Raw genomic sequence first — 12,549 nt, forward strand, 5'->3', positions numbered from 1 at the left:
GGGGGGGGGGGGTGCCCGCCGGTCTCGGCCATCCGCTCTCTCGTCTGCCACGGGTGCAGGAGAAAGTCGGGCAGATCGCCGGGCTGCTGCTGGTCAACCGCAGCCTGCTGGAGCAGGCCGCCGCGCTGCGCTTTTCCGCCATCGAGGCCAATCTGGCGAAAGTCACCATCACCGACAACGCCATTCAGGCGGTGAATATCGCGCTCGAGCTGACCGGCAATCATGGTCTCAGCCGACAAAACCCGCTGGAACGCCACTACCGCAATGTGCTCTGCGGACGGGTACATACCCCACAGAGCGACAGCGCCTGGCTGGCAGCTGGCAACTTCGTCTTTCAATCACAAGGATAATCACGATGCGTCTATCATTTTCAGGCCGGGTGGCGGCCGCGCTGATGCTGCTGGCGCTGGGCGGCTACGCGACAGCGCAGGAGCGGCTTACCCTGCGTATCGCCGATCAAAAAGGCGGCATGCGTTCGCAGCTGGAGGCGGCCAACGCCCTGCAAAATCTCCCTTACGACATTAAGTGGGCCGAGTTCCCGGCCGCCGCGCCGCTGGCGGAAGCCCTCAACGCGGGCGCCGTGGACGCGGGGATCATTGGCGATGCGCCGTTGCTCTTCGCCCTGGCCAACGGTGCGCCGGTCAAAGCTATTGCCGTGGATAAAAGCAACCCGGCGGGGACCGCGGTGCTGGTATCCCCCGGCAGCACGTTAAAAAGCGGCGCTGATTTAAAAGGCAAACGCATCGCCACCGGTAAAGGGTCGATTGGTCATTTCGTGGCGCTGAAAGCGCTGGAGCAGGCGGGGATTTCACCGAAGGAGGTGCAGTGGGTGTTCCTCGGCCCGGTGGACGCCAAAGTGGCGTTGCTAAACGGCTCGGTGGACGCCTGGGCGACCTGGGAGCCCTACACCACCCAAATGGTGAAGACCAACGAGGGGCAGATCCTGGTGAGCGGCAAAGGGCTGCTGCCGGGGAATACCTTCCTCGCGGCAACGGATTCCGCGCTTAACGATCCGCAAAAACGCGCCGCGCTGCAGGATTATCTCCAGCGCCTGGCCGGCGCCGAGCGCTGGGCCTACGCCAATCTCGACAGCTACGGCAAAACGTTGGGGGAGATCATCCGCTTCCCGGCGGAGATCGCCCGGGCGCAGTTTGCCAACCGCCAGTCGCAGTGGCAGCCGCTGGCCGAGGAAACAGTGGCCCAGCAGCAGACAACGGCGGACTTTTATCTCGCCAACGGCCTGATCCGCACCCGGCTGGACGTGAAGCCGACCTTTGACCGCCGTTTTAGCGTGCCCGCCGCCGAGGTGACGCCATGACCAGAACCTCTTTTTCCCGCCGTCGTTTTTTACAGCTCAGCGGCGGCCTGGCGCTGGCCGGGGTCTCTCTGCCGCTGTGGGCTCATGATATGGCGGACATGGCCGGCGGCGATGCCCATCCGGCGCTGCGCCTGCCGCAGCCCTACAAGATCAAGCTGGCGATCAACAAAAGCGCGGTATGCCTCGCGCCGGTCGCCGTCGCCGAGCAGCAGAAGATATTCAGTAAATACAACCTCGACGTTGAGTTTGTTAACTTCGGCAACTCCACCGATGTGCTGCTGGAGGCGATCGCCACCGGTAAGGCCGACGCCGGGGTGGGGATGGCGCTGCGCTGGCTGAAGGCGCTGGAGCAGGGCTTTGACGTCAAGCTCACCGCCGGGACCCACGGCGGCTGTCTGAACCTGCTGACGGCTAAAGACTCGCCGTTCGGCGGCCTCGAGAGCCTGAAGGGTCAAACCATCGGCGTCACCGACATGGCCGGACCGGATAAAAACTTCTTCGCCATTCTGCTTAAGCGCCACGGTATCGACCCGATCAGCGACGTGCAGTGGAAAGTCTACCCGGCGGATCTGCTCAGCGTGGCGCTGGACAAGCGCGAAATCGCCGCCATCAGCGGCAGCGAGCCGTTCAGCTATCGTCTGCTGGAGACCGGTAAGTATCAGCTGATCGCCAGCAATATGACCGGGGATTATGCCAACCTCAGCTGCTGCGTGCTGGGGGTGAGCGGGAGCCTGGCGCGGGACCATAAACCGGCCGCCGCGGCGCTCACCCAGGCGATCCTTGAGGCGCACAGCTATGCCGCTGCGCATCCGGAAAGCGTGGCGCAATCCTTCCTCGCCCATGCCCTGAATACCAGTGAAGCGGAGGTGAGCGGCATCCTCCACGGGCAGGGCCACGGCCATCACGCGGTGGGCGAAGCGTTCGTGAAAGAGCTGACGCAGTATGCGGTCGACCTGCAGCGGGTGCAGGTGATCAAGCCGGGTACCGATCCCCATCAGTTCGCGGAGAGTATCTATGCCAACGTATTCGCCTGAGCAGGCTCTGGCGCGCCCCACCGGCCGCGCGCCGCTGTGGGGAGAAGGGTTGCTGGCCGCCGCGCTGTGGCTGCTGGGCGGTCTGTTTACTCTTACCTGGCCCGACGCCGGGCGGCGCTGGCCGTTTAGCGAAGGCTGGGCGCTGGCGCAATTCACCCTCGGCGGCGGCTTGCTGCTGCTGGCGCTGAGCTATCGCTACTGGCGGGCGCGCGGCGCGCGTGTGCTGCATGCCGGCAAGTGGCTGGCGCTGCTGCCGGTGCTGTTTGCTGTCTGGGAAGGGCTGACCGCCAAAACTGCCGTGTTGCCGGTACCATTCTTCGCGCCGCCGCAGGCGCTGATCGAGGTGCTGCACGACGACTGGCCGCGCCTGCTCGACAGCCTGCTGCACTCCCTGGGGCTGCTGGGGCTCGGTGTGCTGCTGGGTACCAGCAGCGGGTTCATCACCGGTCTGGCCATCGGCTGGTCGCAACGGATTGGCTACTGGGTGCATCCGGTGTTACGTCTGCTGGGGCCGGTGCCGTCCACCGCGCTGCTGCCGCTGTGCCTGTTTATTTTTCCCTCGAGCTTCGGCGCCAGCGTGTTTTTGATCGCGCTGAGCACCTGGTTCCCGGTCACGGTGCTGACCTGGTCCGGAGTGATGGGCATTGATAAGGCGTGGTACGACGTGGCGCGGACCCTCGGCGCCAGCCAGCGTTTCCTGATCCTGCGGGTGGCGATCCCCGCCGCGTTGCCGAACGTCTTTGTCGGCCTGTTTATGGGGCTCGGCGCGTCGTTTTCGGTGCTGATTGTCGCCGAAATGGTCGGGGTGAAGTCGGGGATCGGCTTTTACCTCCAGTGGGCCCAGGGCTGGGCGGCCTATCCTAATATGTATGCCGCGCTGCTGGTGATGGCCTTGTTATGCTCCGGCCTGATAAGCGGATTATTTATGCTGCGTGACCGGCTGCTGAGCTGGCAGCGAGGAGGGATGCAATGGTAACCGAGACGATAGCGCGCGGCGCGGCGGTATCCATCAGCCATCTTCATCATGCGTTTACGCTTGGCAAACAGACGGTACCGGTGCTGGAGAATATCAGCCTGCAGCTGCGCCCGGGGGAAAGCGTGGCGCTGCTGGGCCCTTCCGGCTGCGGTAAATCAACCCTGCTGCGGCTGCTGGCGGGGCTGGAAGCGCCGCAGAGCGGACAGATGCAGATCGACGGCGCGGCGCTCGGCGCCCCGGGGCCGGAGCGAATTCTGGTGTTTCAGGATCCGACGCTCTATCCGTGGCTGACGGTGCGGCAGAACGTGCTGCTGGGCCCGCAGGCGCAGGGCAAAAAGGGGCTGGAGGCGAAGGCAGACGCGCTGATTGACCGCATCGGGCTGCAGGCCTTCAGCGAGGCGTGGCCGCGGCAGCTGTCCGGGGGGATGGCGCAGCGTGCGGCGCTGGCGCGCGCCTTGTTGAACGAACCGCGTCTGCTGCTGCTCGACGAGCCGTTGGGCAAACTCGATTCGCTGACCCGCATCAGTATGCAGCGGGAGCTGATCGCCCTCTGGCAGCAGCAGGGGTATACCAGCCTGCTGGTGACCCACGATATCGAAGAGGCGCTGCTGCTGTGCGAGCGGGTGCTGGTGATGTCGCCGCGTCCGGGGCGGATTATCGCCGAGTTTGCGCTGCCGCTGGCTTTTCCCCGTCATCGCGATAACCCGCAGCTGCTGCAGCATCGTCAGGATATATTGCGCATCCTCGGCCAGGAGGCGGACTGGTAAGCTGAACGCATTCCCCGGTGGCGCTGCGACAAATGTCACGGAAAGGTAGGCCGGCGCAAGCGCAGCGCCGCCCGGCAATGGGCATCCGGCGCCAGGCGCCTGTTTTTGCCCGGTGGCGGCTGCGCCTTACCGGGCCTACGAACTCGACAGGAAGGGGAAGGACCGCAGGCCATGCAGTTGCAGGCCGGTGCAAGCGCAGCGCCGCCCGGCAATGAATATCCGGCGCGACGCCATGGTCCGGCTTAAAAATCCATCTTCACCGTGAACTGCACTTCGCGCGGGTCGCCAATCTGGTTGCCGAGGTTATTGGTGCCGATCGAGGAAGTGTAATAGGTCTTATCAAACAGGTTCTTCACATTCACCTGCAGTGTCACCGGATACTGCAGCTTCATCTTATAGGCGGCAAACACATCCGCCACCGCATAGCCCTGCAGATAATAATCCGCGCCGTTGGTGCCGGAACGCTTGCTGACCGCATGGCCGCCGCCGCCGACGGTCAGGGTGTTGCTGTTATAGACGTTATGAATGTCATAGGTCAGGAACAGCGAACCGGTATGTTTCGGTACGTTTGGCAGCGGTTTCCCGGCGTAATCCGGATCTTCCAGCACTTTGGCGTCGGTGTAGCCGTAGCTGGCGATCACGCTGAGGTTATCGGTGATGGACCCCGCCAGATCCACTTCCACGCCCTGGGAACGCACTTTGCCCGCCGTTTTGGCCACCGTCTCATCGCCAATGCTCTCGGTGTACAGCACGTTACGCTTGTGAATATCAAACAGCGCGATATTGGCGGTAATGCCGTTTAACAGGTCAAATTTGGCGCCCACTTCGTAAGAGGTGGACTCTTCCGGCGGCAGCTCGCCGATATAGCTGGCGATCGACGACTGCGGCATAAACGACTGGGCGACGTTGGCGAACAGGGAGACGTTCGGCGTGACCTTGTAGACCAGGCCGGCTTTCGGCGTCCATTTCTCATCGCGGCTGTCGGTATTGACGTTAAACGGTCGGCCTTTACCGGCGTACTGGGTGTAGTACTGGTAGCGCACGCCGGCGACGGCGATCCAGTTGTCGGTCAGGTACAGCGCGTCCTGCACGTATGCGGCATAGCTCTCCTGCTGGATCCGCTGGTCGCTGTCGGAGGCGGAGACGGTATTACAGGTGTCGAGAGTGCCGTAGACCGGATGATAGATGTTAAAGCCTTTAACGTTCTTACAGCGCAGCATATCGGTGCGCAGCAGATCGTAATTCTCATAGGCGACGCCGGTCAGCAGCTCGTTATAAAAGCCGCCCACTACCACGTTGCCCTGCAGGTCGGCGCGGGTGGAGTGCATCTTCTGCGTTGAACCGTGGGTACCATCGACCCGGCGGGTGAGGTTGCCGGTCGCCGAATCATAGGCCATCACCCGCGCCTGGTTATCGTTATAGTGATCCTGGCTGTAGCTGTAATCGAAGCGCGCGGTCCAGGCGTCGTTAAGGCGATACTCGGCGTTGAGCTGAGCGAGATCGGAATAGCCATCGGTAATATTAAACGCTTCATCGAAGCGGGTTTTGCGATCGACGTTAACCGCATGGCCGGTATTCAGATCGAAGATAGTGCCGCGATCAAAGGGGGCGCTGTAGTCGCGGTGCGAATAGGACGCGGTCACCGTTGCCCGCTCGCCAAACCAGGTCAGGGAAGGGGCGATAAAGCTGCTTTTGTTTTTACCGAAATTGCGCCAGTAATCCTCATTCTGATATTCGCCGATCAGTCGGTACGCCAGATTTGTGCCTTCGATGGGGCCGGTGATGTCGACGCTGCCGGTGCCGCCGCCAAAGCTGGTGGAGGTCCCGGAAACCGAACCGGAGAACTGCCGCTCCGGCCGTTTAGTGATGACGTTGATCAGCCCGCCGGGGTCGAGGATACCGTACAGCGTCGAGGCGGGCCCCTTCAGGACTTCCACCCGTTCGGTGGCGGCGTTAAAGCTGCGCGGCAGCACGGTGCGCAGGCCGTTGGTCATGATCGAGCCGTCGCGGTTGGCGCCGAAGCCGCGGCGGGTAAAGGCGTCCTGGGTACCGCCGAGGGTGTTGGTCTGCACCACGTTAGCGACGTTATACAGCGCCTCATCGAGTGAGGTGGCGTGCTGATCTTCGAGAACCCGATCGCTGACGGTATTGACCACCTGGGGAATATCCAGCAGCGGCATCGAGGTTAGCGTCGCGGTGGCGGAGCTGAGCGGCTGATAGCCGCTTGTGGCGCTCTGCTGCGCGCCGTCGGCCACTACGGTGATGGTCTCTTCCGCGTCGTTAGTACTTTTCGCCGCGCGATTGTCGGCGGCCATTAATCCCGGTGAGGCTAAAAAAAGAAGCGAAAAAAGCGCGCGCCCTGGCAACGTCCTGCAGGCGACATGGGGTTGAGTCATTATCTGTTTCTCGTGAACGAATCTGCCTTTGCGGTCAGATTAAGCCAATAAAATCATTGCCCTGAATAATAAAAGCACTCTGTTTAGCGTCTGAATGCGCCTTCAGATGTGTAATTGAGAATCATTCAATCATGAAGGGATGTAGTAGTAAACGTTATGCAAGATAAAAATTCAGCGGCGAGGAACAGGACGTTTTAAACACCTCCAGTAGGGAATGTTCTGTAGTTATCTATCTGATATCATTTTATTTTAATTATATTGGGTTGGCACAGCCTCGCTGTAGTCAGCGTCCCCGTCTGAAGACGATGGCGAGTATTGACTACTACATTCATCCCCGTCATGATCAAAAGAGAATGAGATTTATTTTTATTTGACTGCAGAATGTCCAGCTATCGTCTGGAACGCTGCGGCGCAGGAGCGAGTTATGCCACAGCGGGTGAAACCTGCAGAGCAGGGGATCGTACTGGATGCCCTGTCGGCCGGCTACGGCCAGACCCTGATCGTTGACGATATCAACCTGACCATTCCCACCGGCAAAATGACGGTGCTGGCCGGGGCGAACGGATCCGGCAAATCCACGCTGCTCTCGACCATCGCCAGAATGCTGAAACCGCTCGGCGGCTGCGTGCGTCTGGACGGGCAAGCCATTCACCAGATGCCGACGAAAGCCGTCTCGCGCCAGCTGGGCATCCTCCCGCAATCGCCGTTGACCCCGGAAGGATTGACCGTTTTCGAGCTGGTCTCGCGCGGGCGCTACCCGTGGCAGGGGCTGATGCGCCAGTGGTCCGAGGCCGATGAGCTGGCGGTAGAGGAGGCGCTGCGCTTAACCGGTACCGCCGAATTCGCCCATCTGCCGGTGGACAGCCTCTCCGGCGGCCAGCGTCAGCGCTGCTGGATCGCCATGGCGCTGGCCCAGCAAACGGCCACCATTCTGCTCGATGAGCCGACCACCTGGCTCGATCTGCGCTATCAGGTCGATATCCTTGAGCTGCTCCAGACCCTCACCCGCGAACATGGCCGCACGGTGGTGACAGTGCTCCATGACCTTAACTTTGCGGTGAACTACGCCGATCTGCTGGTATTCCTTAAACAGGGGCGCATCGCCGGCACGATTAGCGACAACGATGTCTGTAGCCCTGAGCTGATTAAACGCGTGTTTGACGTTGACGTGCAGATGTCGATTAACCCGCAAACCGGCAAACCCTTCTTTATGCCGTTTCGCGCCCGCCAGGCAGCGGCACAATGAGCGTGGCCATCCTGCTTTCCGCGCGGCGTCGCCCCCGGCTGGCGCTGCTTCTGCTAACGCTGCTGCTTATCGCCGCCTCGCTGGTGCATCTTGGCTTAGGCGCCCGCTGGATCGCCCCGCAGACGGTGCTGCAGGCGCTGCTGGAGTACGATCCGCGCAACTTTGAGCAGCGGATTATCATCGATCTGCGTCTGGTGCGGCTGGCGGCGGCGCTGCTGACCGGCGCGGCGCTCGGCGTCGCCGGGCTGCTGCTGCAGACGGTGATCCGTAACCCGCTTGGCGAGCCGCATATTCTCGGGCTTAACGCCGGCGCCTCGCTGGCGGTGGTGGCGACCTCGGCGCTGGGCCTGTCCTTCGGCGCTTCCCCCGCCGGGCGCCCGCTGACCGCCGCCTGCGGCGCGGGGCTGCTGTTCGGTGGCGTGATGGCGCTGGCCTCTGCCGGGCGCGGCGGGGCGACGCCGCTGCGCATCACGTTGTGCGGAGTGGCGCTGTCAGGGTTTGTGTCGGCGGTGACGGCGGCGATATTAATTCTCGATGAACAGACGCTGCTGGCGATGCGCACCTGGCTGGCCGGCGACCTGGCCGGACTGAACTGGAGCACGCTGCAGACGGCGCTGGTTCCGGCGCTGATCGGCCTTGGCGTCGCGCTGATCATTGCCCCACGCCTCAACGTGCTGGCGCTGGGGGATAAGGTGGCGCTGGGCCTTGGCGTTAATCTCGTCCAGACGAGGCTGCTGGGCCTGCTGGCGATTGCGCTGCTCTGCGGCGCGGCGGTGGCGGTGGCCGGGCCGATCGGCTTCGTCGGGCTGGTGGTGCCGCACGTGGTGCGCCGTCTGGTGACGGAAGACATCCGCCTGGCGCTGCCCCTGGCCGCGCCGGTGGGAGCGCTGGCGCTGGTGCTGGCGGATATCGCCGCCCGGACGCTGGTCGCGCCGCAGGAGCTGGCGACCGGGGCGATGACCGCCCTGGTGGGTGCGCCGTTGTTTATCTTTATCGCCGCGAGGTTTTTTAAATGACGCGCGCCGTTCACCGGGCCGGTTTTCGGCCGCTGGCTTTCGCCTCCCGTCATCTGCTGCTGCGTCCTGCGGCGTTAAAAATTGCCGCCAGCATAGTGCTGACGCTGCTGGCGCTGGGGCTGTACAGCCTTAGCCGCGGCAGCTATCCGCTGCCCGCGTCGACGCTGGCGCGGGCCCTGCTGGCGCCGCAGGAGATGGGCGAGCAGCCGCGCTTTATTCTGTTTGATATCCGCCTGCCGCGGATCCTGATGGCGCTGCTGTGCGGGGCCATGCTGGGGCTGGCCGGCGCGGCGATGCAGAGCATCACCCGTAACGGGCTGGCCGACCCGGGGCTGATCGGCGTCAAAGAGGGGGCAAGCATCGTGGTTCTGGCGCTGGTGCTGTTTTTCCCGGCGGTAGGCCTGGTCTGGCGGCCGCTGGCGGGGATGGTCGGCGGCATAGCGGTGGCCCTGCTGGTCCTGACGCTGGCCCGCGACTGTTCGCGGCCGCGCTTTATTTTAATTGGCATCGGCGTCTCCTGGAGCCTGGCGGCCGCGGTCGGCATCTTTATGACCACCGCCGACGTACGCGACGTGCAGACGGCGATGATCTGGCTGGCGGGCAGCCTGCAGACCGCCACCTGGCCGCTGCTGGCGGTGGCTTTTTGCTGGGCGCTGCCCGGGGCCATCATCCTGTTCTGTACCGCCCGGGCGGCGGACGTGGCACTGCTGGGCGACCGGACCGCTGTCGGCCTCGGCGTACGTCTGCAGCAGCTGACGATGCTGCGCTTTTTCGCACCGGTGCTGCTGACCTCGGCCAGCGTCTCCTGCGTCGGCAGCCTGGGCTTTGTGGGCCTGATGGCGCCGCATATGGCGCGTTTTGTGCTGCGCGGCGGCCAGGTATCGCTGCTGTGCGGCAGCGCGCTGATTGGCGCCTTGCTGGTGCTGGCGACCGATACCCTTGGCCGGCTGGCGTTTGCCCCGCTGCAGATCCCGGCGGGGATTGTCATTGCCCTGGTGGGCTGCCCGTTCTTCGTTATCTTGCTCTGGCGTCGCCGTGATGCCCTTTAACCAGGAAGGTAGTATGCGTTGGTTCGTCTCATTGCTGCTGTTGCTGACGGGGGCCGTCAGCGCCGCCGACCCACAAACTCAAACTTTCACCGATGATTTAGGCCGCACCGTCACCGTCCCGCTGCATCCGCAGCGTATCGTTTCGATGCACGATCTCGACATTACCATTCCGCTGATTGAGCTCGGGGCGCCGCCGATCGCCAGCCACGGCCGGACGCGCCCGGACGGCAGCCACTACCTGCGATCCAGCGCCCAGCTCACCGGCGTCGATTTCGACAACAGCGATATCCGCTTTATTGGCACCGCCGATATCGATCTGGAAGCGGTAGCCGCCGCCAGGCCGGATCTGATTATCACCGAGCCCAGTCGCCACGTGTCAGTGGAGCAACTGGAGAAGATTGCCCCGACGGTGAGCATCGACCATCTGCAGGGCAGCGCCCCGGAGATTTACCGCAAGCTGGCGCAGCTGACCGGCACCCAGCCGCGGCTGGCGATCCTCGAGCGCCGCTATCAGGAACAAATTAAACAGCTGAAAGCGATGGTCAACCCACCGCAGTACAGCGTCTCAGTGATCCAGGCGAACAACGGCAAGGTCACGGTGCATCATTCGTATCATGCGCTGGGCCGGGTGCTGCGCGACGCCGGGTTCCGCTTTCCGCCGCTGATTGAGCGGATCCCCGATGGTCAGCGCATTGACGTCAGCGCGGAACAGCTGCCGGAGCTGGACGCTGATTTTGTCTTCGCCACCTGGCGGTCGGATACCGGCGGTAAGCCGCAGGATGAGCTGCAGGCGATGGAGGGCGTGATGCCCGGCTGGTGCGACTTTATGCGCGCCTGCCGCACCGGGCACTATATTTTACTGCCGCGGGAAGAGGTGATCTCCAACTCCTACGCCGCGCTGTCTCTGATGGTGGCCCAGGTGCAGTCGCATATTGCCGGCAGGCCGATCCCGGCGGAGGCCAAATGAAAAGCGCGGTAAAAAAAGAGAAGGGCAAAGTCGATCTGTTCGGCGAACGCTATCGCGCCCGGGCGCACCAGCTCTCCCCCCGGCTGCGGGCGGTGGTCAGCTATATCAACGACAACCGCGAGGTGGTGCTGGAGCATACGGCGATGGAGATCGCCACCGCGACCCAGACCTCCGACGCCACGGTGGTGCGTGCCATCCAGGCGCTGGGCTTCGCCGGGCTGCGCGAGCTTAAGCAGACCATGGAGCGCTGGTTCGGCACCTCGGTCACCTCGGCGGAAAAGATGCGCTCGACGGTTACCGCGCTCTCCAGCGACGTCAACTCCAGTATTGATTTTGTGCTTGAAGGCCATCAGCGGGTGTGCGAGGTCCTGTCGCGGGCCGACAACCGCGCGGCGGTGGCTCAGGCGGTGGCATTGCTCAGCGACGCGCGCCAGGTGGGGATCTTCGGTATCGGCGCCTCGGGGATCCTCGCCGAATACACCGCCCGGTTGTTCAGCCGTATTGGCCTGCCGGCGTACGTGATGAACCGCACGGGCTTTAGCCTTGCCGAACAGCTTATCGGCCTGCAGCGCGGCGATGTGCTGATCATGATGGGGCAAAAATCCCCCCATCGCGAAGGGTTGACCACCCTGCGCGAGGCGAAGCGGCTGGGTATTCCGACCATCCTGCTGACCCAGGCGGTGGACTCGCGCTTCAGCCAGGAGGCGCAGGTGGTGATCGACGTCCCGCGCGGCGGGGACAGTAGCCGGATGCCGCTGCACGGTACGGTGCTGGTCTGTCTCGAGATGATTGTCCTGTCGGTGGCCTCTACCACGCCACAAAAAACGGTGAAATCCCTGAAACGAATCAACGATCTGCATCGGGCTATCGGTAAATCCGGCGGTAAACGGGGCCATTGAGAAGATAATTCACCAGCGGGAAGGTTTCCGGTTGCATATAAAAGTGAGTGTGTGTATTTTTATGCAAAATAAATGCATAAAAAGGAAATCTCATGGTCAAGAATTTGCTCAAAGCGTGTTGCATGATAGCCGCGCTGACGGCTGCCGGACAGGCGGCTGCGGAAACCTATACCGTCGGCTCCGGCGGCACCTACCGGCCGTTTGAATTTGAAAATAGCCAGAAACAGCTGGAAGGTTTCGACATCGACATCATCAAAGCCATCGCCAAAGCCGAAGGCTTTGACGTTAAGCTGGTCAATACCCCATGGGAAGGCATCTTCGCCACGCTGAACACCGGCGACCGCGACATCATCATCTCCGGGATCACCATCACCGATAAACGCAAACAGATGGTCGATTTCTCCGCGCCGTACTTCCCGGCCGAACAGTCTATCGTCGTCGCTCAGGACTCGCAGGTGGATTCGCTGGCGGCCCTGAAAAACGAGAAGGTCGGGGTGGTGAACTCCAGCACCGGCGATATCGTGGTTTCTGAGGTGCTGGGTAAAAACAGCACCGCGATCAAGCGCTTCGACAATACCCCGCTGATGCTCCAGGAGCTGTTTGAGGACGGCGTCAGCGCCGCGGTTGGCGACGTCGGGGTGGTGAAGTACTACATCAAACAGCACCCGGAGAAGCAGTTCAAGCTGGTGCCGGATGCCAAATTTGAGCGTCAGTATTTCGGTATTGCGGTGGCGAAAGGCAACAGTGAACTGCTGGGCAAAATCAACGCCGGGCTGCAAAAGATCGTTGCTGACGGGACTTACGCCAAAATCTATAAAACCTGGTTCGACGACAACGTGCCGACGCTGCCAGCGCAATAATCCACCTTTTTCAGTGACCAC

At 62.5% G+C, this 12,549-nt stretch carries 11 protein-coding genes and 1 pseudogene; 11 read left to right on the forward strand and 1 reads right to left on the reverse strand.

From position 1 onward, the window contains the following. The 5 genes from HMPREF9538_RS30540 to HMPREF9538_RS04355 all read left to right on the forward strand — a co-directional run. Nucleotides 1–350: acyl-CoA dehydrogenase family protein (locus HMPREF9538_RS30540; protein WP_131729186.1), on the forward strand; the 350-nt coding region annotated here is incomplete at its 5' end. A gap of 5 nt (nucleotides 351–355) precedes the next feature. After that, nucleotides 356–1,318, forward strand: a complete 963-nt coding sequence (locus tag HMPREF9538_RS04370) for an ABC transporter substrate-binding protein (RefSeq protein ID WP_009486099.1) — start codon at nucleotides 356–358, stop codon at nucleotides 1,316–1,318. Next, nucleotides 1,315–2,352: an ABC transporter substrate-binding protein gene (locus HMPREF9538_RS04365; RefSeq protein WP_009486100.1), complete on the forward strand. Its 1,038-nt coding sequence runs from the start codon at nucleotides 1,315–1,317 to the stop codon at nucleotides 2,350–2,352. Before HMPREF9538_RS04370 ends, HMPREF9538_RS04365 begins: the two co-directional genes overlap by 4 nt. Further along, on the forward strand, nucleotides 2,333–3,328 hold the full coding sequence (locus HMPREF9538_RS04360) for an ABC transporter permease (RefSeq protein WP_004148681.1): 996 nt from the start codon (nucleotides 2,333–2,335) through the stop codon (nucleotides 3,326–3,328). Before HMPREF9538_RS04365 ends, HMPREF9538_RS04360 begins: the two co-directional genes overlap by 20 nt. Next, nucleotides 3,322–4,095 (forward strand): ABC transporter ATP-binding protein, encoded by a 774-nt coding sequence (locus HMPREF9538_RS04355; RefSeq protein WP_002908439.1) that lies wholly within the window; start codon nucleotides 3,322–3,324, stop codon nucleotides 4,093–4,095. Before HMPREF9538_RS04360 ends, HMPREF9538_RS04355 begins: the two co-directional genes overlap by 7 nt. Before the next feature lie 242 nt (nucleotides 4,096–4,337). On the opposite strand, the gene HMPREF9538_RS04350 is transcribed toward HMPREF9538_RS04355, so the two are convergent. Continuing rightward, on the reverse strand, nucleotides 4,338–6,410 hold the full coding sequence (locus tag HMPREF9538_RS04350; protein ID WP_004891261.1) for a TonB-dependent siderophore receptor: 2,073 nt from the start codon (nucleotides 6,408–6,410) through the stop codon (nucleotides 4,338–4,340). A 505-nt stretch (nucleotides 6,411–6,915) separates the two neighbouring features. On the opposite strand from HMPREF9538_RS04350, the gene HMPREF9538_RS04345 reads away from it, so the two are divergent. The 6 genes and pseudogenes from HMPREF9538_RS04345 to HMPREF9538_RS04320 all read left to right on the forward strand — a co-directional run bounded on the left by HMPREF9538_RS04345 (nucleotide 6,916) and on the right by HMPREF9538_RS04320 (nucleotide 12,528). Continuing rightward, complete coding sequence (locus HMPREF9538_RS04345; protein WP_002908416.1) at nucleotides 6,916–7,737, forward strand: ABC transporter ATP-binding protein; 822 nt, start codon at nucleotides 6,916–6,918, stop codon at nucleotides 7,735–7,737. Next, a complete protein-coding gene (locus HMPREF9538_RS04340) occupies nucleotides 7,734–8,753 on the forward strand; it encodes a FecCD family ABC transporter permease (RefSeq protein WP_009486102.1) in 1,020 nt (339 codons plus the stop codon). Before HMPREF9538_RS04345 ends, HMPREF9538_RS04340 begins: the two co-directional genes overlap by 4 nt. Further along, entirely contained in the window at nucleotides 8,750–9,802 is a 1,053-nt protein-coding gene (locus HMPREF9538_RS04335; RefSeq protein WP_009486103.1) for a FecCD family ABC transporter permease, read from the forward strand. The genes HMPREF9538_RS04340 and HMPREF9538_RS04335 overlap by 4 nt, the downstream gene beginning before the upstream one ends. Then, a complete protein-coding gene (locus tag HMPREF9538_RS04330; protein WP_009486104.1) occupies nucleotides 9,792–10,769 on the forward strand; it encodes an ABC transporter substrate-binding protein in 978 nt (325 codons plus the stop codon). Before HMPREF9538_RS04335 ends, HMPREF9538_RS04330 begins: the two co-directional genes overlap by 11 nt. Continuing rightward, a pseudogene (locus HMPREF9538_RS04325) lies at nucleotides 10,735–11,668 on the forward strand (MurR/RpiR family transcriptional regulator). The gene HMPREF9538_RS04330 and the pseudogene HMPREF9538_RS04325 overlap by 35 nt, the downstream one beginning before the upstream one ends. A 92-nt stretch (nucleotides 11,669–11,760) precedes the next feature. Beyond that, on the forward strand, nucleotides 11,761–12,528 hold the full coding sequence (locus tag HMPREF9538_RS04320; RefSeq protein WP_002908376.1) for a basic amino acid ABC transporter substrate-binding protein: 768 nt from the start codon (nucleotides 11,761–11,763) through the stop codon (nucleotides 12,526–12,528). Nucleotides 12,529–12,549 lie beyond the last annotated feature (21 nt).

It is taken from the genome of Klebsiella sp. MS 92-3, from assembly GCF_000195655.1.
GTDB classification, from domain to species: Bacteria; Pseudomonadota; Gammaproteobacteria; order Enterobacterales; family Enterobacteriaceae; genus Klebsiella; species Klebsiella pneumoniae.

Excerpts from the sequence above, each read along its gene's own strand:
- HMPREF9538_RS04320 (WP_002908376.1), top strand. The coding sequence starts at position 11,761 with ATGGTCAAGAATTTGCTCAAAGCGTGTTGCATGATAGCCGCGCTGACG.
- HMPREF9538_RS04370 (WP_009486099.1), top strand. The coding sequence starts at position 356 with ATGCGTCTATCATTTTCAGGCCGGGTGGCGGCCGCGCTGATGCTGCTG.
- HMPREF9538_RS04335 (WP_009486103.1), top strand. The coding sequence starts at position 8,750 with ATGACGCGCGCCGTTCACCGGGCCGGTTTTCGGCCGCTGGCTTTCGCC.
- HMPREF9538_RS04330 (WP_009486104.1), top strand. The coding sequence starts at position 9,792 with ATGCCCTTTAACCAGGAAGGTAGTATGCGTTGGTTCGTCTCATTGCTG.
- HMPREF9538_RS04360 (WP_004148681.1), top strand. The coding sequence starts at position 2,333 with ATGCCAACGTATTCGCCTGAGCAGGCTCTGGCGCGCCCCACCGGCCGC.
- HMPREF9538_RS04350 (WP_004891261.1), bottom strand. The coding sequence starts at position 6,410 with ATGGCCGCCGACAATCGCGCGGCGAAAAGTACTAACGACGCGGAAGAG.
- HMPREF9538_RS04340 (WP_009486102.1), top strand. The coding sequence starts at position 7,734 with ATGAGCGTGGCCATCCTGCTTTCCGCGCGGCGTCGCCCCCGGCTGGCG.
- HMPREF9538_RS04365 (WP_009486100.1), top strand. The coding sequence starts at position 1,315 with ATGACCAGAACCTCTTTTTCCCGCCGTCGTTTTTTACAGCTCAGCGGC.
- HMPREF9538_RS04355 (WP_002908439.1), top strand. The coding sequence starts at position 3,322 with ATGGTAACCGAGACGATAGCGCGCGGCGCGGCGGTATCCATCAGCCAT.
- HMPREF9538_RS04345 (WP_002908416.1), top strand. The coding sequence starts at position 6,916 with ATGCCACAGCGGGTGAAACCTGCAGAGCAGGGGATCGTACTGGATGCC.